Genomic DNA, 20,549 nt, shown 5'->3' with positions numbered 1-20,549 from the left:
CCAACACAAGATAGATACATAGAACAGCAAGAGGAATTAATAATAAAGGCGCGCACTTTGAATTTTATCCCGAGAGATCGGATAAGTCGCAGTTCCGCGACCATCCACTAAACGATGCTCAACGGTAATCACATCAGGATTCACATCAATCAAACGGCCTTCAACTTTACGTCCAAAATAGGTATACAAAATCACCGGCTCACCTAAGTGGGGCTCTAAATTCGACAGTTCGACGGGCTTAAAGGTTTTTTCATTTTCCTGCTGCTTCAATCGTTTTAGAGCATGCTGATTACGGCGCTCATAAACAGGAGAAGGCATAGCTATACTCATATCAAAATGTTCTGCATCTTCTTCAGGAAGCGCGCTTGATACTTGTTCTTCCAGCACCTCATCAGCACCTACATTCAACTCATGCAGTAAGCGCTCCCCCTCAGGATCAGGCTCATTCCAAGCAACACCCTCCCAAGAGACAGCCTTACCATTAAATTCCATATATGGATTTAAAGCATCCAAGAGGTCCGTTGGTTGCTGAATTAATGCCATTGACTGCATACCGAACCCTTGTGGAATATCAACACGCAGATAAAAAGAACCGCCGGGGTTATTTAAACTATCAATAGCATCAAACAAAGGTTTAGGGACTGTCCAACCTTCATAATTTAGCCGTCTATTTAACATCTCAGCATAGCGCTGACGATAATCCTGTACTGGTTCTTTATTTAAAGCCGCACAAAATTTGTTTTTACGGACGTTATATCCGCGGTCATAAAAACGGGTTTTAATTCTTTTTAACTGCGGTTGAGCAAACACGATTGTCTGCATATTTAACGTGTCGCTTGTGACACCAATATTCATAGAGATGCTCGCATCAGCCATCTGCGCAGTTTTACTTTGCAGATCAAAATTGAGCTGCTTGTCTACTTTGTCAAAAGTATATTGGATAGAGAGATCGCTACGAATGCGGCTATAGCCCATTTTGCGAACATCCACGATCGAAAAGAAATGCAGATCACCGCAAGCTAAAGTGTCGTAACTTGGACCTACTTGGCGCTGCGCATCGGCGGCCATTCGCCCCCAATCCTGCATATAACCACTTTGGAGGTTAAGATCTATCCCTGTAATCTCAATATTAAATGATTCTGGCAGCTCACCTTTGGACAACTGCTCATTCAAACTAAGGATAAATCCCCACGAGGGCGCTTTTAAAGTCGTAGCATCAATCCCTATTTCGCCTTTCATGCCAGCAGGAATAAAACTCATGCCACGCAGACCAACCTCAGATTGAAATAGGTCGATATAAATATCTTGGTATTTCATATCAGCATAAGGAGAGATATCACGAGCAAAGTCATCTGCGAACTCAGATACTTTCCACCAAACAAATCCATAAGCTCCGGCAAATAGTAAGACGGGAACTAGGATAACTAAACATAATGAAACAATGTGCTTGATGGTTTTGTTTTTCATAGGCTGACCTAAGATTAACTCCCTGTACCCAAAACTTGCGAAACTAGCCGCTTTTCAACCCTAATATTATGGGCGTGGATATTCAACTCTGTCCAATCTTTATAACAGATATTAAGATCAGTTAAACACTAGACATAAAAAAAGCGACCGAAGCCGCTTTTTTAATAAAAGAAAAAGTAGGTGATTAACCCAATTTTTCTTTAATACGTGCAGATCTACCACTACGCTCACGCAAGTAGTAAAGTTTAGCCTGACGTACAGCACCACGACGCTTAACTTCGATGCTATCAACGGTAGCACTGAAAGTTTGGAAAGTACGCTCAACACCCACACCGTGAGAAATTTTACGCACAGTGAAAGCAGAGTTCAGACCGCGGTTACGCTTACCTAGAACTACACCTTCAAACGCCTGCAGACGAGTACGCTCGCCTTCTACAACTCTAACCTGAACTACAACAGTATCACCTGGTGCAAATTCTGGTACTTCTTTATTCATTTGTTCAGCTTCAAGCTGCTGAATAATTAGGTTTTTGCCGCTCATCGCTTGCTCCTAAACATTCAACCTTCGGACCCTTGGGTCTCCCGGATAAAATCGGTTAACAATGACTTTTGCTCAGCGTTTAACTCAAGAGATTCGAGCAGGTCAGGTCGGCGCTGCCAAGTCCTTCCCAGCTGTTGTTTCAGACGCCAGCGTCTGATCTCTTTATGGTTGCCGCTCAGCAACACTTCAGGTACCTGCATATCATCATACTGTTCCGGCCTAGTGTAGTGCGGGCAATCTAGCAATCCATCACAAAACGAATCCTCAGTAGCTGAATCTTGATGTCCTAAAACACCAGGAACCAAACGAGAAACTGCATCAATCATAGTCATCGCGGGTAATTCCCCACCACTAAGCACAAAATCGCCTAGCGACCACTCTTCATCAATCTCTGCATCTATTAGGCGCTCATCAATACCTTCATAGCGCCCTGCTACCAGAATCAGCTTCTTGCGAGAAGCTAGCTCCTGCATACCCTGATGATCCATACGTCGTCCCTGTGGGGATAGGTAAATAACTTTTACCTCGTCGCCCGCAGCGTCTTTTGCCGCATGAATAGCATCCCTAAGCGGTTGAAATTTCATCAACATGCCTGGGCCGCCACCATAAGGGCGGTCATCTACAGTTTTATGCTTATCATGCGTGAAATCCCGAGGATTCCAGCACTGCATCTGTATCAAACCGTTTTTTACTCCTCGCCCTGTAACGCCGTAGCAACTAATTGCATCAAACATTTCAGGAAAAAGAGTTACCACACCAAACCACATGGTTCAGAATTCCGGGTCCCAATCGACCCGCATGGTACCTGTTTCAAGGTCAATATTTTTTATCACCTGGTCAGGAAGATAGGGCAACAGTCGCTCTCTTTGATCGAGACTGTCAGCCGTTCCCTTCACAACTAGCACATCATTTGAGCCAGTTTCTAACAGGTGGCTTACCTTGCCCAATAATTGATCGGACTCGGTATAAACTAATAGGTCTTGCAACTGACTCCAGTAGTACTCACCAGCGTCCAATTTAGGAAGCTGCTTTGCATCAACCGAGATTTCAAGCCCGCAATATTTACGCGCCACATCCCGATCGTCTACTCCAACCAGTTTTGCAACTAGCCCTTTACCATGGCGCTTACCGGTTTCCACCTCGAGAGGCTTCAATACACCGTTAACTTTTACCAACCACGGTTTGTAGGAAAAAATGTTTTCTATTGGATCAGTGTTAGAGTAAATTTTTACCCAACCCTTAATCCCATAGACAGCAGAAATCGTTCCGACAATGATATGTTCATTACTTGGATCACTGCTCATCTTTAACCCTGACCAAAAACCTAAAAATTACTTAGCTGCTTTAGCTTCTTTAACTAGCTTAGCAACGCGCTCAGATAGCTGTGCGCCTTTACTCTGCCAGTATTCAACACGATCAAGATCGATACGAAGACCTTCCTCTTGACCACGTGCTGTTGGGTTAAAAAAGCCCACACGCTCAATAAAGCGACCGTCACGCGCATTACGCGAGTCTGCTACTGAGATGTGATAGAACGGACGCTTCTTAGCGCCACCACGAGACAAACGAATAGTTACCATGCGTTAGATCCCTTTATTGAGTGGGTTTTAATATCGCCCACAGTTAGAAAAACAGCCTGTTTTTGAGGCAGACTGAACCATTAAAAATTAGGGCGGGAATTCTACTAGAATTACCCGCCCTAATAAAGTCTTTTCGCCGATTAATTAAAAAGGCTTACATCCCAGGGAAACCACCAGGGCCGCCCATACCACCAGGACCACCACCCATGCCCGGCGGTAACATACCTTTCATGCCGCGCATCATTTTGGTCATACCGCCTTTGCCGCTGAATTTTTTCATCATCTTCGACATCTGTTTATGCTGTTTAAGCAGGCGATTAATATCCTGAATCTGGGTTCCAGAGCCTTTAGCTATACGTTTTTTGCGGGAACCTGAGATAATATCGGGCTTACGACGTTCCAATGCGGTCATTGAGTTAATGATCGCTTCCATCTGATGCATACCCTTCTCGGCGTTTGCAGCACTGGCCGCCTGAGTCAGTTGACCCATGCCAGGAAGTTTATCAAGCATGCCCGCCATACCACCCATATTTTTCATCTGGGTAATCTGTTCACGGAAATCTTCTAGATCAAAGCCTTTACCCTTTTTAATTTTCTGGGCAAATTTTTCCGCTTTGGCTTTATCAATTTTCTGCTCTGCTTCCTCAATTAAGGAAAGCACATCACCCATACCTAAGATACGGGAAGCAACACGATCAGGATGGAAAGGCTCTAAGGCATCAACTTTTTCGCCAACACCTAAGAACTTAATAGGTTTACCGGTAATCTGACGTACAGATAAAGCAGCACCACCGCGAGCATCACCATCGGTTTTGGTAAGGATAACACCGGTTAAAGGTAATACTTCGTTAAAAGCTTTGGCGGTATTTGCCGCATCTTGACCTGTCATCGCATCGACAACAAATAGGGTTTCTACCGGATTAACCGCTTCATGTAAGCGCTTAATCTCACCCATCATATCTTCGTCAACATGCAAACGACCCGCCGTATCAACCAAGACAACATCATGGTGTTGAATACGAGCATGAGCGATTGCCGCGTTAGCTATATCAACTGGATCTTGATCAGCGGACGATGGGAAGAAATCAACCTGAACTTCAGCCGCAAGGGTTTCAAGCTGTTTGATAGCCGCCGGACGATATACGTCAGCAGAAACAACTAAGACCTTTTTCTTTTCCCGTTCACGTAGGTGACGACCTAGTTTTGCCACCGAGGTGGTTTTACCCGCCCCTTGAAGACCAGCCATCATAACAACCGCTGGAGGTACGACCGCTAGGTTCAGCTTTTCATTCGCCTCCCCCATGACCTTGACCATCTCTTCATTGACGATCTTTACAAATACCTGCCCTGGGGTCAGGCTTTTAGTAACTTCAGTCCCTACAGCACGCTCTTTAACGCTATTAACAAACTCTTTAACGACAGGGAGTGCGACATCCGCTTCGAGCAGCGCCATACGCACTTCACGCAGAGTACTTTTAATATTATCTTCCGTCAGTTTCGCCTGACCGGTCACTGAGCGTAACGTGTGCGTAAGTCGTTCTGTTAAATTCTCAAACATGTCCTGCCTCGACTTTCCCCCTGCGAAAGCGCTTCATAGATAAGCATATTATTAAGGGAAAAAGATAAACTAAGTTAATTATCGATACATTATACCGTACAAGAGCCATCCTGAGCAGCCCCTTTAAATTACTCTTTGTATCTCTATTGCTCTTCTTTAATCCGGCGCCTATCTGTGACAAACTAGCGCCTCATGCCATAACACTGTTCTACTTGAACGCTGGACAGAAGAGACTTAGATGCTAGCTATATCAACACTTGTTGCCGTAATGCTTTATAGCGCTGCTGGAATCCTACAGTGGCAAGTTATGCGCGGCAGTCGCCAACAGCCCCGTTATTTCAACCAACTACTAGGCGTGCTTGGCTTATGTTCCCATACTTTGGCGCTTTATATCGTACTCCACCAGCCAGATGGGATTAACTTAAGCTTCTTTAGTGTTAGCTCACTTATCTCTTGGCTCGTCGCTAGTATCGTTCTTCTTAGTAGCTTGCGCCAAAATATAGATAATCTTTTTATTGGTGTTTTTCCTATGGCCGCCATCGCTTCATTGGCCACACTGGCTACTGGGGTATCTGATGGAAAAATCTATAGTGGCGGCGTAATCGTCCATATTTTGCTATCGATTTTGGCGTACAGTATTTTTACGGTAGCAACACTACAAGCTATATTGCTCTCCTTCCAAATAGCAGCACTGAAACAGCATCATACTCGCGGACTTGTCTCATCCCTCCCACCACTACAAACAATGGAATGCTTGCTATTTGAGATGGTTTGGACTGGTTTGGTCTTATTAACCGCTGCGATGGTGACGGGCTTTATTGTTTTTGAAGATCTATTTGCACAACACTTAGTTCACAAAACTGCATTTTCTATCTGTGCTTGGTTTTTGTACGCAACCTTATTATTTGGCCGTATTAGCTTTGGTTGGCGCAGCAACACAGCAGTACGCTGGACTATTGCAAGTTTTATCACTCTCGCGCTCGGATTTTTTGGCAGCAAAATGGTGATTGAATTACTCATCTAAGCCCTCTTCTATCAGATAACCACCTCTATTCGTCTAAATAGACAAAATGTAGGGGTAATAGCCCTTGACAGGTCAGGGGCCACATTTGAAAATGACGCTCCATTCATAAGATAGGCATACCGTCTTGGAAGACGCATCAATAGGATTTCTCCTTGGAATACTCTGTTTCTTAATTTTATGCTCTGCATTTTTCTCCAGTTCAGAAACCGGGATGATGTCGCTTAACCGATATAGACTGAAACATCTCGTCAAGAAAAAGCACCGTGGAGCACGTAAAGCCAGCAAATTACTAGAACGCCCCGACCGACTGATTGGCGTTATTCTGATAGGTAATAACTTTGTTAATATCTTAGCCTCCGCTATCGCGACCGTTATTTGCGTACGCCTATGGGGCGACACCGGCATTATGATCGCCACCTTTGGCCTAACAGTTATTATTCTTATCTTTGCGGAAGTGTCACCAAAAACAATGGCTGCGCTCTATCCGGAAAGAGTCGCTTTCCCTGCGTCTTATCTTCTTGCGCCTCTACTTAAAATATCTTACCCGCTAGTATGGGTGATAAACGGCATTACAAACACTTTCCTACGTTTATTTGGGGTCAATGTCACCGGTGACAATAATCACCACCTGAGCACTGAAGAGCTTAGAACATTAGTTAATGAGGCCGGTGCTCTACTTCCACAAAATAACCAAAGCATGCTGCTCGGCGTACTAGAGCTGTCTGAAGTAACAGTGAATGACATCATGATCCCTCGTAACGAAGTTATGGGAATCGACCTAGATGATGATATTGATACGATTATTGGCCGTTTGAGCAATACCGAGCATACACGCCTACCTGTTTACCAAGGTGAACTAAACAAAGTGGTGGGTATTCTCCATATGCGCAACCTTGCGCAGGTATTCCATGAAGGGAAGGTAACAAAAGCAGCCATTCTTCAAGTGATACGGGAACCCTACTTTGTACCTGAAAGTACGCCACTAGAAACCCAGCTCGTCCACTTTCAATCGCAAAATAGACGTATAGGCCTAGTGGTTGATGAATATGGCGATATACAAGGCATCGTCACATTAGAAGATATACTCGAAGAGATTGTCGGAGAGTTATCGTCTAGCCCTAGAGAGGCTGACCAAGATATATTTCCGCAAGAAGATGGCAGCTATTACATTGAAGGCAGTGCCTATATTCGCGATGTTAACAAAGCATTGGATTGGAACTTGCCTACCGATGGCCCAAAAACAATGAACGGCTTGATTACGGAAACCTTGGAATCCATTCCTGAGGCTAACGTCTGCTTGCAGTTAATGCACTATCATATAGAAACGCTGCAAATCAGTGATAATGTAATCAAGACGGCTCGAATAATAGCTTTCAAAAAAGAGCAGGAAGACTAACCCCTTTAATATAAAGATTGAGCGCCGCTAAAAATTGGCGCTCAATCAACCCTCTTCTCGCTCCAGCTTCTGCCTTACGCTTTGAACTTTATCATCCATCGTCTGCTCACGATCTGTTCGAGTGCCTAAACGCATTGAGGTTGTTATCCGTGGCGCGCCCATCTCATGCACCACCTCATGACAACGTTTGACCGCCGCCATCACCTCATCCCAATCCCCTTCCACATTGGTACCATAGGCATGCATTTCATGTTTCAAATGGGCATCATTTAGAACACGCTGACAGGCCGCTACATATTTTGAGACTGATACGCCCACCCCTAAAGGCACAATACAAATATCGATCATCACATTCATAACCAACAGACCCTAAAATTATTCTGAAAAATCGCCCGATTCTCGCTGTTTGATCTTTTTCCAAACATCGACCTTCTCTTCGTTAGTGTAAACACCCCACTCAGCAATCTCGATACCACTACGCTGACAGGCAATACAAAGGTCATTTTCATCGAGCGCACATACACCGACACAAGGATTTGGGATAGGTTTGTTTATCTGTTCTGTCATTACTTACTCTTGTCGCTCTAAACCACGATTGTAACGGCGCATATTATCAACATAATGCTCAGCATTCTTTGTCAATTCAGCCACCTGTTCTACAGATAAGGGGCGCTTTATTTTAGCAGGTGATCCCACCACTAACGAATAATCCGGAATTTGCATACCCTCAGTGACTAAGGCATTCGCACCAATCAAACAGCCTTTGCCTATTTTTGCACCATTCAAAACAACAGCATTAATACCGATTAAAGAACCCTCTCCCACCTCACAACCATGCAACATCGCCTGATGCCCCACCGTCACATTTGAACCTATACGTAAGGCAAATCCTGGATCAGTATGTAAAACTGCACCATCCTGAATATTTGAACCTGAGCCGATGATAATGGGGTCGTTATCACCACGGATCACCACATTAAACCAGACACTACTGCAATCATGCAGCTCAACATTACCGATAACCGTCGCATTTTCTGCCACAAAATGCTCTTTACCTATTAATCTGACACTTTGCCCCTCAAGGGAATACAACATTACAGCTTCTCCTACTCACGCAAAAAATGTCTAACTGCATATTCAGGTCTCGGTTTCATTGGAATATCAGCACCGCACCCTTCATTTAAAAGCTCAACCAACATATAAGCCGTTAAGCCCCAAATAATATGCCCTTGATACTCCCATGCGGGAACATAAAGTGATTTCCCCTTAAAGCGTATCTCATCTGTTGAGTAACGCTGATCCGCTAAGAAAAAACTTAGCGGGACACTAAATATCTCATCAAGTTCACCTAAGTTCGGTACCAGCTCAACCGTTTTAGGCACAACGCCCACCCAAGGCGTAACCTGCAAACCGTGCTTAGAAAGCACTTGCCCTAAAGGGCCGATAACATCAACCAATGAAGGCTGCAAACCCACCTCTTCATGAGCTTCACGCAACGCGGTAAATAATAGATCTGTATCGGTCTCATCATATTTACCGCCAGGAAATGCTATCTCCCCACTATGGGTTGAGAGTGTGGCGGCTCGTTTAGTTAGAATAACTTCTGGATCATCATCATCCGTTAATGCAATAAGCACACTGGCTTGCGGTCGGTTTGATGAAAACCGAGCGGGAGTTAATCCAGTTAAACGTTTTCGTATAGTCGTTATCATATAAATATCATTATTATTCACTCGGCTTTAATCATACCCTTAAGCACAGCGACAAATTAAGTAAGATTTTATAGACTCTCTATCTCTTTGCGATATTTATAATCTATAGACTCGCAAACCACTAGCAGCACGCTTAAGGATGTAGGATGAAATTTTGTTCCAATTGCGCAAACCCTCTTCGCTTAGGCATCCCCGACGAAGACAATTTACCGCGTCATATTTGTGATAACTGCGAGACAATTCATTACCAGAATCCCAAAGTTATCACCGGCTGTTTACCGGTTTATCAAGATAAGGTCTTACTCTGCAAACGCGCAATTGAACCCAGAAAAGGCTACTGGACACTGCCCGCAGGATTTATGGAAAACAATGAATCCACTATGGAAGGAGCATTACGAGAAACTTATGAAGAAGCCAATGCTCATGTCGAAATCAGCCATCTCTATACCTTAACCTCTATTGTTCACGTTAATCAGGTGCAACTTATCTATCTCGCCCATTTAGACAAGCCAGAATATGCACCGAGCAATGAATCCCTTGAGGTTGAACTGTTTAGCGAAAAGGAGATTCCTTGGGATGACCTTGCCTTTTCCACTATTAAAAACGCCCTCAACTTCTACTTTGAAGATAAAAAACAAGGAAAGTTCCCTTTAAGAGAACTAACTATAGATAGTAATAAAGACTAACTTCCCTTTAAGCCCGACTATAGCAACACTATTAGCGTGACAAACAGCCGCATGCGGCAGGATGCCGCGCGACACTGTGCCACATTGTTAGCGTACTAAAAATCACTTATTTTCCGCGCCAATATATATTTAGGACGGAAATCACATGTCACTATGTCAGCCCCCCTTCCCCACCAAAAAAACAGCTATTCTCATTTCGGCAATGATTGCTCCTCTCTCGGTTTTTGCCGATGAAGACTCAGCCTCAAAAATAACGCCCGAAATAATTCCAGATACGATTACGGTCACAGCTACCCGAGCAGAAAGAAGCTCAGCTGAAGTACCTGAAAGCATTGCGATTGTTGATCAAGCTCGACTCGAACAAGAGAATATGACCAACATTGCCAATGCACTTAAAGGCACACCCGGTGTATTAATTGAATCTACTAGCGGCGGTTATAGCTCACGCATGATAGTCCGTGGCGCAGGATTAAAAGCACAGTACGGTATACGAGAGATCATGGTGCTTAGGGATGGTGTACCTATCACCGATCCTGATAGCTTCACGCGTATGGATTTTATCGATACCCAAGATATTGAACAGATCGAGGTCAGCAAAGGCCCAGGCAATATTTATGCACCGGGCTCTACCGGTGGTGCGATCCATATTATTTCAAAATCGGTTTTTGATGATAGGCGTGATCAAATAAAACTGGGTACTGGTGAATTCGGACAGAGCAACCTTCATCTACGTAAATCATTTATGTCCGAGGAGGGTAATGCACTCGCCATTACTGCATCCCACCGAAAAGCAGATAATGATTGGCGCGAGCATAATGATTTTGAATCCAACCAGTTCAGTATAAAGGGCGGCTTCCTCCCATCAGACAACAGCGAATTAGAGACTGAATTCAGCTATACAAAAGCGCAGCTCAATCTGCCCGGCAGCATGAACGAAAGCCAGTTTGAAGAGTACAAACGCACCGGTAAACAAACAGATAACAGCGACGCCTTTAAAAACTCTGCCCGGAACTCTGAAATCTTCTTTTTCAACAGCCGCCTAAATGTAGATTTGGGCGCCATCACATTGAAACCACGCGTTTACTATAACCACTGGAGTCATTTCCATCCCGTCACGGGCATTATTAATGATACGCCGGGAGTTGATATCTGGGGGACCGATTTAGAACTTGCTTATGCTCATAATCTGCTAGGTAAAGACAATTTAGTCGGCGGTATTACATATCGCCAAGACCGTAATATAGGCGCACAAAAATATGCTTACGCCGATATAGTTACAGCAGGCCCCACCTTAGTCAGCACTCTATCTGATAGAAAGGGTGAATTACTAGAAGAACAAAATGAAATAAATACCGTTTACGGATTCTTCTTGCAGGAAAACCTACGCCCCAACGACAGATTACTAATTGATGCAGGTTTCAGGTTTGATCATATCAAAGTCGAACAAGAAACATGGAATAGCGATACCTCATATAACTATGGCATGGGCGGTTATCTAACAATTCCTGGTAGTGGCGGCAACAGTGAAATGCAACATAGCTTTGATCTGTTCTCACCACGCGTTGGTGTTAGTTATAAACTCAATAACAATCTCACCCTGTTCGGTAACTTGGCGCAAGGTGAGCAAGTGCCGTTTGCAAGCGAGCTCGAGAGCAATTCAGATCTTAAAAACTCAACGAGCCGCAGTTTTGAAGTGGGCTTAAAAGGTCGCGCCTCCAGATGGCAGTTTGACTTAAATGCCTATATCAGCGAAGTAGAAGATGAGATTATTAACGTCCGCACGAACGGCGAAAGCATCTACCAAAATGCAGGTAGCACAGATAAAAAGGGCATAGAGTTTAGCGGTGCATTAAACGTATTAGAGAAACAACTCCCTGGGGAGTTATCACTCGGATTCAATTACGCCTATAGCGACTACACCTATAACGACTTTTCTGAAATTGTTTATAGTATGGGCGTTCCTGATAACTTTGACCGCTCAGGTAATCAGCTACCCTTTGTGCCAAAACACTACTACAGCATCAATGCAAACTATACCCACCCATCTGGCATAAAAGCACGCTTACAAGCCGACAGCTGGGGCGAATATTATCTAGATAACGCAAATAGCGAAAAATATGGCGGCTATGATTTTGTCACCAGCGTTAATATTGGCTACACAAAAGGTCCTCACGATATCAGCCTAAACATCCAAAACCTATTTGATAAGCGTTACGCTGTGGAAGCACTAAAAGATACTAGTGGTGAAAAAACCTTTTCACCTGGAGCGCCTCGATCAGCCATGCTGAGTTATCGTTATCAATTCTAAATCGTACCTTTAAACCCCCACCAAAAAGTCATCGTAACAGATGGCTTTTTTTATAGCCCTTTTCAGAAACAATCTCGGTCTAACTCAAATCAGAGCCAAGCGAGCATCAATATTCCGACCTCACTTAATAAGAGTGATCTGAATAGCACCGATCCTTAATTTTATTACAAAAAACACACCGATCTATTTAACTTTTTCCTGCCATTCCAAATCACCGATTTGAACTTTCAACCATTCAAACCCAATTCGCTTAGCGACGGCTGCCGCCCCATCTAAGCTTTTAAATTCTCGCTCTTTTTTAGAACGTTGAAGCTCAAGTGTAAAAACCTCCTCCTGTTTAGTAACAAATTTAAGCGTCCATCCCCGTGCCATAGAGATAGGCATTGCTTGGCATGAATCAAACACACCCGCCTTAAATAAAAGCCTCACTTCCTTTTCTTGCATTTTCATTTACTCCTTTTGAATAAGCATTAATTTATAATGATAATTATATATTTTATATTGATAAATCACAAATAAATTAAGATAATTATCGACATGTAACCTATTGAAATATAAGAGAAAAAAAGAAAAAACAAGAAGAGCAATACTCTCTTCTTCAAAAGAATATAAGGCATTGAAATATAAGGACTTTATAGGTTTGTTTTGACTTGAAAAGATTTCAATAAAAACAGAAGAATAATGATTAAAAGTAATTATACGAATAATCATAATTAACTTATGAAAAATCAAAAATAAACTGTAAATTTATAAAAAGAGGGATTAAATAAAGAAGTAATCACTAAAATAAGGCACAAACAGTCCGAAATAGCTGAAGCTGCTCAACTATAAAAACGTCTATCTGTTAGATGGATAAATCTGAAAGGAGCAAGTATCTCAAAAGGAAGATACAAACAAAGCGCAGCCAAGGCTATCGGAGAATCTTATACTGCAACGCCAACTCATAATTAAACGAGGCAGCGCCATTTAACAACTCAGAAGGAATAGATATAGGTAAAGATCGCTTGATCGAAGCTAAAGTGCTTTTATAAAACAAACGGTTTCCATCAATCCACTCAAAACTCTGCAGGTAGCCCTCGTTATTCAAGGTTAAACGGAAGCTCACCCGCCCTTGAATCCCTCGCTTAAGTGCACGACTGGGGTACTGTTTATTTTTGTCTATGCGCCGAACCAACTCAGCAAGCAAACGATCCCGCTGCTCAGCCTTACTTATAATAGGTAGATCATTTGGCACTATGGACTCAAGCTGAGGCTGAGGCTGAGGCTGAGGCTGAGGCTGAGGCTGAGCAGCCTGATTATCCTTAGACTTTAACGGTTCGGCTGGCTTTGGCTTTGGCTTTGGCTTTGGCTTTGGCTTTGGCTTTGGCTTTGGCTTTGGCTTTGGCTTTGGCTTTGGCTTTTCAATTTTAGGTGGCAATTCGGCAACAGGAACTACCGATTTTTCTAACGCAGAGGTGTTAGGTACGGGGGCGGGTATAGGTTTGGAAACATTGATGCGAACAGCAGCATAACTTGGCATTAACTCCTGCGTTTGCTCCACTTTGGTATCCTGCAGTTTATAGCCAACAACCCCATGAATACCAAGTGAAAAAAGAACGCCTACGACAAAAAGAAGGCGGTGATAAGGTTTAATCGGGACAGACATTAAAGAGACTCTGTAACTATATCTATGCTAGATATTCCCACCAAGCGTGCACTATCTAATACATGAACAAGCTTGCTATAACTCACCTCTTGATCGGCCTTTAACTGCAAGATTATCTCAGGGTTTTTACCCTGTTCCACCTTCAAACGCTCGCGCAACATATGAGCATGTAAGGCTTCTCCATCAATAAAATAGATTCCCGCCGCATCAATACTCACGGTAACAATGTCCTCAACATGGGTATCCATCGCACTTTCCGCGCTAGGTAGTTGTAACGCAATCTGCTTTTCATCAACAAAGTGCGCGGTCAGCATAAAAAACACCAGTAAAAGAAAAACTATATCTATTAATGGGGTTAAATTTAGGATCCCATGCTGTTGAACAGGAGACTTATATCGCACTAACAGCCCCCTCATCCGTAGCCACCTCAGGAACGCTCGACGACTCCAGATCATGATGATCTAATACTAGCGCAGCCGCTTTTTGCAATCGCCAGTGATAGCGTGCCAGAGCGGACTCAAGAAAGTGCAGAAAGATTAATAGCGGAATGGCGACAGCCAACCCAACACCCGTTGTAAGCATCGCCTCCCATATACCACCTGCTAGTGCGGTCGCATCCACCTTACCACCTGCATTTTCAATGACTTGAAACGCTTTTATCATGCCAGCAATAGTACCTAGCAAACCCAACAAAGGTGCGGTGTTCGCTAGAACAGACACAGTTTTAAGGCCCGTTTCAAACACCTTGATCTCTTTATAAATCAGATGGGTAGCGGCCGCTCGAAGCTCAGGCCCATGAGCATGCCGTTTTTGTTTCTGCTGTAATTTAACAACAACTCTTTTTTCAGCGCTCTCCTTCCACTGTGAGATAGGCTGTTCCAGCTTTACCCGTCGCGTAAATAGGAGTTGTAAGTAACGCCCTGCCAAAATAGAAAACCCAATAACGGAATAGGCAACCAAAATCCATACTATAGGTCCGCCTTTATCTATCCACATCATCCTGGAATACCTCGCCATGCCGTATTAACCGCTACTAGAACCAACATTAATGCGCCGGTGCGTGTTAATCCTGCTTGCCACTGAACCAATTGATTTCTCAACTCCTTACCCAATAACGCCACCCCGTAACGGACTAATAAACTAGGAATCACGATGGCGCCTAAACCAAAGCTAAGAGAAATAGCACCTCCCCAAACAGGATCTGCACTTTGCGCAGCAGCAGCAAGCAAGCCAAGTAGAGGGATACAAGGATTTAACGCCAACGAGAAACCAAGCATACTCAACTGCCATGCGTTACGTGCATCAAGCGGCTGTGCATCAGAAGCGATAAGATTGTCACTTTTAGGCGCAGTAGGTTGATGAACACCGGCACTTGAACATTTTTTTTCACCTGCCTGTCGCCACATTTTTAGTGCTAACCACAAGCTAACGACTGCAGCAAAAATAGACACTAAGGGATGTGCAAGGTAGCTCTTTATAATACCGCCAAGCAATGCAGCACTTGTTCCCATGCATAGATAACCCAAAAGACGACCGGACATGAAAGGCAGTACCACCTCGACAAAAGGTCGCTGAGCGCCAGGCCCAAGTAAAACAGGGCCTAAATAAGGTAAGCAGCTTAGATTACATGGCCCTGTACCAAAGCTAAGGCCGATTAAAAAAGCGGAGAAAGTCGCAGCAACAAACCCTAACTGCAATAGGTCTGCGCTCATCATTTCACTTTCACCGGCTTAGCCAAAGAGTGATCAAAACCAATGAGCTTAACTTTCTCCCATTGAGTTTGGGCTTTTTTACGTCGCTTAAAATACTGAGGAGTAGCGCTAAACACCGGGATATTAAGGTAACGGATTTGCAGAACATCTTTATCTGGACAAAATTCGACACAACGACCGCATAAGGTACAGTCAGGCAAGGTGATATCTTTAGCTTTATCTGTTGCATTGTGATCTGTCTGGAGCTCTTTTATATCCATAGGGCAAGCTTCAGCGCAAAGGCCGCACTTATCACAGCGCGAAGACCCCTTCTTAACTAAACGAACAAAACCTATCTTGCGAAACACGGCATGCATCGCCAACAAAGGACAGATACGGCAAAACGGCTGACGTAAGGTCATGGACATAGCGATAACCAAACCAAAAATAAAATCACCTAAGATAGACAGCACCATATAGCTAGGAGTCGAAGTATCAACAAACAACTGCTCATCACTGCCTGTAAACAGTGTAGTCAGAATACGGCTAGGACATATTTGGCAGAAGGGATCACCCCACTCATCACTCAGAAAACCTAAACTGGTCAATGCTGGTAGGCCAAACACTAATCCACCGAGCATAAGCCACTTAATAGGCCTTACTTTATCCACAGCACCGTGGGACAAACTTTTCACTTGGCGCAATCCCAGCTTTTGACCAATAAGCCCCATCACCTCTTGGAAAAAACCCAAAGGGCAGACCCAACCACAAAAGGCCTTATTAAGAAGTACAAACATCATTAAAAAAGTAACGATCGTTGTACCCACCGGTAGCAACAATTTCAAATAATCACCGCTATCAACTGCAGGCCCTAAACGATGATGAAACTGATGCTGTAATGGAATAAGAGCACAGTAATCAGCGTTCATAGAATCATACGCGCAACTTAATGATGGCAAAGCACCGGAAAGCTTATCCGCCGCATAGAAACCAACAACCGTCGATCCATAAACCAAGAAAATAAACATAAATAACTGCACAAAACGCCGCAGCACCGTTAGGTTTTTCAACGTATTCACTTCACTTTTCTCCTGCTATGCTCAGGTAAACGGCGATTAATAACAAAACCAAAAACAATGCCAGCAAAGGCAACACCTGCACCTAAACTGACACTTTTCCAACTTGTTTCGCTAGCGTGGTAAGCGGTAGTTAAACTTGCCTCATAAGTAACGCCATCTTTCTCCACCGCACTAAACAATTGCAGTTCAGCAGCGGGGGTGGCACGTTTAAGCGGCACTATTTCTGGAAAATCTTCCGGTATAAACAGCTGCACACGGCCTTCATCATCGGTATGTACCACCTTATTACTGCCTAAGGTGGTAGTAGCGAGCAAAGGGTGATCAGCCAAAGGAGTGCCATCCAAAACCACATTAAAGTTATACGTCTTTAAGCTTTCATAGCGCCAATGCTCTCTTGGCAAGGGAGAGGGGATTATTTGCAAACCACCCAATTCAACAGCGAGAAGATCGGAGGGAGATGTACTAACTGGACGGCCGTTGTTATAAATATATCGAACCGCTAGGCTCTGAAAATCATCACTCTTTTGACGAGCCACTAGCGCGTGATAACTATCTTTCCCAGTCGGTTTCAGTGTAACGATACTGTTCTTTTTATCTAAGGGAGCGGACACTAAATCCGAATGAATAAATTCGATAACAGAACTAAACTCAGGCTGCTCACCCATCAGCTGAAACTGCTTAGCTTGACGGCCATGACCTGAAGAGTGAGTTTGCTCTACCGGTTGCCAATAGATATTAGCGACTGACGAGGTAGTTACAAAGAGAAGTAAAGAGGGTAGATATTTACTCATAGAAAAATAGCCACAAGAGTTGAATTGCGGCGATTTTAACTAAAGAGGAGTAATTATAAATGTGACCCAATGCCACATGTGACAATTAGTCACAGTCTGAAAATGACGGCTCTGCTATATAAGATATAGCCCCTAAATATTTTTTTAAGAGAAGTGTTTCTGTTCAAACTCCTTAACTGGAATCGGCTTTTCATAAAGGAAACCTTGCCCCTCAACACAACCGACATCAGCCAGAAACTTCACCTGTTCGATCGTTTCAATACCTTCTGCTACGGTAACTAAACCAAAATGATGTGCCACATCAATAATCGCCGATGTGATAGCTGCATCATCTTTATCATGGGGTAGATCACTAATAAATGCGCGATCGATTTTGAGCTGATCCAGATTAAAACGTTTTAAGTAGGCCATACTTGAATAGCCCGTACCAAAATCATCTAACGACAGTTGAACACCCAGATTCTTTAGCTCTTGAAGCAACACTAAAGTCGCTTCTTCATTTTGCATCAATGTGCTCTCTGTAATTTCTATAACAAGAGCATTTGCAGCGAGACCCGACTCACTTAAAGCACTACGGACCTCATCAACCAGTTCCGGTCTAAACTGCCGTACAGATACATTTACGGACATCGTGATCTTGGCATTATATTGTTCTGACCATTTGGCTGCTTGAAGACAGGCTTGCTCTAGCACCCAACGGCCAACCTGAATTATCAATCCAGTCTCTTCTGATAGAGGAATAAAAGCATCCGGTGAAACCAATCCTTGTATTGGGTGCTGCCAACGAATGAGAGCCTCACACCCAACCAACTGGTTATCTTGCAAACACAACTGAGGCTGGTAAAACAATTCAAACTCTTTGTTCTTTATCGCTTTACGAAGCTCTGTTTCAATATGCAAACGTTGAGATGCTTGATGATTCATCTCAGCGGTAAAGAATTGATAGTTATTGCGCCCTTGAGCTTTAGCAAAATGCACAGCAGCATCAGCATTTCTTAATAGCTCATCAAAACTTAATCCATCATTAGGGTAAACAGAAATACCTATGCTTGGCGTGACCGTTAAATGACTATCATTTTCTAATGGCCTAGAGACTTCATGTAAAATACGTTCCGATAGACTAACCGCTGACTCTAAGTGGTCTAACTCTGACATAAGGATCACAAACTCATCCCCACTTAAACGACTTACGGTGTCTCCTTCTCTGAGTAAAGACTTCAGACGTTTAGCTATTTTTTGTAGGATTTCATCCCCAAAACCATGCCCTAAACTATCGTTAATATTCTTAAAATGGTCTAAATCTATATAAAGCAGCGCAAAGTGTTGCTCACCTTTTTGCTTACTAACACTGATCGTTTGATCCACTCTGTGGCCAACAAGTCGCCGATTAGGTAAGTTTGTCAAAGGGTCATAATCAGAGAGGTACGCTAACTTTTTCTCTACAGCTTTTCTTTCCGTCAAATCAGCGATCGAAGCTATATAGTTGCGGACATTATCCATCTCATCGACAAAGGTGCTAATTGCCAACCATTGCGGGAAAACTTCTCCATTTTTCCTACGATTCCAAATCTCTCCACTCCAATGCCCATACTCTTTAATCTGAGTCCACATATTGCTATAAAAGTCTTTATCATGCCGTCCTGAGCGCAAAAAGTTGGGATTTTTATTCATAACATCAGCAGAGCTATACCCTGTGATCGCAGCGAATGCATCGTTTACTGCAATAATTCTATTGTCGGCGTTAGTCACCATAATGCCCTCACTGGCATTATGAAAAACCCGTGACGCTAACTCTAATTGATCCGCATTGTTGTAAAGCTCTTTCTGCTTTTGCTCAAGATCACGATGATACTGCGTGAACTTTCTTTTCATCCACTGAGACAGGATAAAAGACAGAGTCAGCGCAATCACGGCAACCGATATAAGAAATAAATACAGTTGATCTCGGTCCTCTTTCTGAGTTTCAGCCAGCAATACTTTCTGCTCCTGGAGTAACTCTTCAACCTCCTTCGGGTAAAAGCCTGCAATAAGGATCAGGTCCAATGCTTCAATGTTTTTTACTAAGGATATTTTATGGTAAGGCCCCTCACCATTTGGCAGAAACCAGTCGTAATGAATAAAGCCACCGCCCTGCTTTGCCTTATTACGGATCTTAGCGATAATCCGTTTTTCTAATAACTGGGCTTCTTTATTCAGAGGTTCACTAACCTGATAACTTACCCCTGACGTCGACAGTATTTCGCCCTGCTGACTCATGACAAAAATATAACCATATTTACCGAAATGGACCGCCTGCAAACGCTCTATCGCCTGTTTTTTTAGGTCGCCTTCAATATGGGCAAGATAATCACCCGCCCCTATCACCCAACCATAAGGTTCAAATTTTTTCACGAACGTCAGCTTTTCAAGCATCTGGTCTTCGTTTTGAGGAGGATACCAACGGTAACGGGAGTAACCTTCGCCTTGTGTATTATCAACCGCAGACAGCAACCCCCGCATAATGTAATGGCCCGTATCATCTTGGCTGTCGTAGAGGGAGGTGCCTTCAACCGAAGGCGAGGTCGGTAATAGGATACAGGTGCCAGCGCTATCATCAATAAAGATATAACCACGGCCATTAAAAAAGCGAATACCACGTAGGGCTTCGGTAATTAACGTTTTAACTTCAGCTTCAGGTCGGCGGTCATGCTCGCGCGCATAAATGGTGGTTGCTATGGTATGGGCTTTTAATACTTCAGCCCGTGCTTGCTCTTTGAGCACATTTTCAGTTTGAGCCGTCACATAACGTATATAGTCTTGCGCACTGTCAATCTCTAGCACTAAACGGTCTTGGCCTTTTTGTAGAAATTCCTCTTCAAGGGCAGCTAAACGCTGCCTATTATCTTCGTGATTTTTAATCAGGAAATGAGAGGCGACAATCACCAATAGAGCTACAGCTATAGCTACAGTTCCAAGCAATAGGAATCGGGGAAAAGCATGTATTTGACTTTGAGGCATAAATTATTGAGACACCGATCCGATATAGGCAGTTAGTTTCGTATCTACGATCACAACCCTATGAAACGCACATC

At 43.5% G+C, this 20,549-nt stretch carries 22 protein-coding genes; 4 read left to right on the top strand and 18 right to left on the bottom strand.

What is annotated here, in order from left to right; translation table 11 throughout:
- Positions 1 to 36: 36 nt before the first annotated feature.
- The 6 genes from Q4492_RS05500 to ffh form a co-directional block, all read right to left on the bottom strand.
- Positions 37 to 1,467, bottom strand: a complete 1,431-nt coding sequence (locus Q4492_RS05500) for a hypothetical protein (protein WP_303416259.1) — start codon at positions 1,465 to 1,467, stop codon at positions 37 to 39.
- A 184-nt stretch (positions 1,468 to 1,651) separates the two neighbouring features.
- Positions 1,652 to 2,008 carry a 50S ribosomal protein L19 gene (rplS, locus tag Q4492_RS05495; protein WP_303416258.1) on the bottom strand — a complete coding sequence of 119 codons (357 nt, stop codon included), beginning with the start codon at positions 2,006 to 2,008 and terminating at the stop codon, positions 1,652 to 1,654.
- 17 nt (positions 2,009 to 2,025) lie between these two features.
- Positions 2,026 to 2,775 (bottom strand): tRNA (guanosine(37)-N1)-methyltransferase TrmD, encoded by a 750-nt coding sequence (gene trmD, locus Q4492_RS05490; RefSeq protein ID WP_303416257.1) that lies wholly within the window; start codon positions 2,773 to 2,775, stop codon positions 2,026 to 2,028.
- A 3-nt stretch (positions 2,776 to 2,778) separates the two neighbouring features.
- A complete protein-coding gene (rimM, locus tag Q4492_RS05485) occupies positions 2,779 to 3,312 on the bottom strand; it encodes a ribosome maturation factor RimM (RefSeq protein ID WP_303416256.1) in 534 nt (177 codons plus the stop codon).
- Positions 3,313 to 3,339: 27 nt separating this feature from the next.
- The gene (rpsP, locus tag Q4492_RS05480; protein WP_067862491.1) at positions 3,340 to 3,588 is read right to left on the bottom strand and encodes a 30S ribosomal protein S16; all 249 of its coding nucleotides are present in this window, start codon (positions 3,586 to 3,588) and stop codon (positions 3,340 to 3,342) included.
- 154 nt (positions 3,589 to 3,742) lie between these two features.
- Positions 3,743 to 5,146: a signal recognition particle protein gene (gene ffh, locus Q4492_RS05475; protein WP_303416255.1), complete on the bottom strand. Its 1,404-nt coding sequence runs from the start codon at positions 5,144 to 5,146 to the stop codon at positions 3,743 to 3,745.
- A 238-nt stretch (positions 5,147 to 5,384) separates the two neighbouring features.
- On the opposite strand from ffh, the gene ccsA reads away from it, so the two are divergent.
- Both ccsA and Q4492_RS05465 read left to right on the top strand, forming a co-directional pair.
- On the top strand, positions 5,385 to 6,170 hold the full coding sequence (gene ccsA / locus Q4492_RS05470; protein ID WP_303416254.1) for an inner membrane protein YpjD: 786 nt from the start codon (positions 5,385 to 5,387) through the stop codon (positions 6,168 to 6,170).
- A gap of 124 nt (positions 6,171 to 6,294) precedes the next feature.
- Positions 6,295 to 7,566 (top strand): HlyC/CorC family transporter, encoded by a 1,272-nt coding sequence (locus Q4492_RS05465; protein ID WP_303416253.1) that lies wholly within the window; start codon positions 6,295 to 6,297, stop codon positions 7,564 to 7,566.
- 45 nt (positions 7,567 to 7,611) lie between these two features.
- Here the strand turns inward: Q4492_RS05465 and Q4492_RS05460 are convergent, their stop codons facing one another.
- Genes Q4492_RS05460 through Q4492_RS05445 form a run of 4 tightly spaced genes read right to left on the bottom strand, consistent with a single transcriptional unit; the run spans position 7,612 to position 9,278 of the window.
- A complete protein-coding gene (locus tag Q4492_RS05460) occupies positions 7,612 to 7,923 on the bottom strand; it encodes an MTH1187 family thiamine-binding protein (protein WP_303416252.1) in 312 nt (103 codons plus the stop codon).
- 18 nt (positions 7,924 to 7,941) lie between these two features.
- Positions 7,942 to 8,133: a DUF1289 domain-containing protein gene (locus Q4492_RS05455; RefSeq protein WP_303416251.1), complete on the bottom strand. Its 192-nt coding sequence runs from the start codon at positions 8,131 to 8,133 to the stop codon at positions 7,942 to 7,944.
- Positions 8,134 to 8,136: 3 nt separating this feature from the next.
- Positions 8,137 to 8,661 carry a gamma carbonic anhydrase family protein gene (locus Q4492_RS05450; RefSeq protein WP_303416250.1) on the bottom strand — a complete coding sequence of 175 codons (525 nt, stop codon included), beginning with the start codon at positions 8,659 to 8,661 and terminating at the stop codon, positions 8,137 to 8,139.
- A gap of 11 nt (positions 8,662 to 8,672) precedes the next feature.
- Positions 8,673 to 9,278: a CoA pyrophosphatase gene (locus tag Q4492_RS05445; protein ID WP_303416249.1), complete on the bottom strand. Its 606-nt coding sequence runs from the start codon at positions 9,276 to 9,278 to the stop codon at positions 8,673 to 8,675.
- 146 nt (positions 9,279 to 9,424) lie between these two features.
- On the opposite strand from Q4492_RS05445, the gene Q4492_RS05440 reads away from it, so the two are divergent.
- Together Q4492_RS05440 and Q4492_RS05435 are read left to right on the top strand one after the other, a co-directional pair.
- Complete coding sequence (locus tag Q4492_RS05440) at positions 9,425 to 9,964, top strand: NUDIX hydrolase (RefSeq protein WP_303416248.1); 540 nt, start codon at positions 9,425 to 9,427, stop codon at positions 9,962 to 9,964.
- A gap of 145 nt (positions 9,965 to 10,109) precedes the next feature.
- On the top strand, positions 10,110 to 12,272 hold the full coding sequence (locus Q4492_RS05435) for a TonB-dependent receptor (RefSeq protein WP_303416247.1): 2,163 nt from the start codon (positions 10,110 to 10,112) through the stop codon (positions 12,270 to 12,272).
- Between the two features lie 183 nt (positions 12,273 to 12,455).
- On the opposite strand, the gene Q4492_RS05430 is transcribed toward Q4492_RS05435, so the two are convergent.
- The 8 genes from Q4492_RS05430 to Q4492_RS05395 all read right to left on the bottom strand — a co-directional run bounded on the left by Q4492_RS05430 (position 12,456) and on the right by Q4492_RS05395 (position 20,475).
- Positions 12,456 to 12,716, bottom strand: coding sequence for a hypothetical protein (locus Q4492_RS05430; protein ID WP_067863284.1), 261 nt, complete (start codon positions 12,714 to 12,716; stop codon positions 12,456 to 12,458).
- Positions 12,717 to 13,182: 466 nt separating this feature from the next.
- Positions 13,183 to 13,917, bottom strand: coding sequence for an energy transducer TonB (locus Q4492_RS05425; RefSeq protein ID WP_303416246.1), 735 nt, complete (start codon positions 13,915 to 13,917; stop codon positions 13,183 to 13,185).
- Positions 13,917 to 14,333 (bottom strand): biopolymer transporter ExbD, encoded by a 417-nt coding sequence (locus Q4492_RS05420; protein WP_303416245.1) that lies wholly within the window; start codon positions 14,331 to 14,333, stop codon positions 13,917 to 13,919. The genes Q4492_RS05425 and Q4492_RS05420 overlap by 1 nt, the downstream gene beginning before the upstream one ends.
- A complete protein-coding gene (locus Q4492_RS05415; RefSeq protein ID WP_303416244.1) occupies positions 14,308 to 14,916 on the bottom strand; it encodes a MotA/TolQ/ExbB proton channel family protein in 609 nt (202 codons plus the stop codon). Before Q4492_RS05415 ends, Q4492_RS05420 begins: the two co-directional genes overlap by 26 nt.
- Entirely contained in the window at positions 14,913 to 15,632 is a 720-nt protein-coding gene (locus Q4492_RS05410; RefSeq protein WP_303416243.1) for a sulfite exporter TauE/SafE family protein, read from the bottom strand. The genes Q4492_RS05415 and Q4492_RS05410 overlap by 4 nt, the downstream gene beginning before the upstream one ends.
- Positions 15,629 to 16,687 (bottom strand): 4Fe-4S binding protein, encoded by a 1,059-nt coding sequence (locus Q4492_RS05405; protein ID WP_303416242.1) that lies wholly within the window; start codon positions 16,685 to 16,687, stop codon positions 15,629 to 15,631. The genes Q4492_RS05410 and Q4492_RS05405 overlap by 4 nt, the downstream gene beginning before the upstream one ends.
- Positions 16,684 to 17,478: a hypothetical protein gene (locus Q4492_RS05400; protein ID WP_303416241.1), complete on the bottom strand. Its 795-nt coding sequence runs from the start codon at positions 17,476 to 17,478 to the stop codon at positions 16,684 to 16,686. Before Q4492_RS05400 ends, Q4492_RS05405 begins: the two co-directional genes overlap by 4 nt.
- A 144-nt stretch (positions 17,479 to 17,622) precedes the next feature.
- On the bottom strand, positions 17,623 to 20,475 hold the full coding sequence (locus tag Q4492_RS05395) for a cache domain-containing protein (protein ID WP_303416240.1): 2,853 nt from the start codon (positions 20,473 to 20,475) through the stop codon (positions 17,623 to 17,625).
- Between the last annotated feature and the right edge of the window lie 74 nt (positions 20,476 to 20,549).

The organism is Neptuniibacter sp. 1_MG-2023, assembly GCF_030547185.1.
Lineage (GTDB): Bacteria > Pseudomonadota > Gammaproteobacteria > Pseudomonadales > Balneatricaceae > Neptuniibacter.
This window is presented reverse-complemented; position numbering and strand designations above follow the sequence as displayed.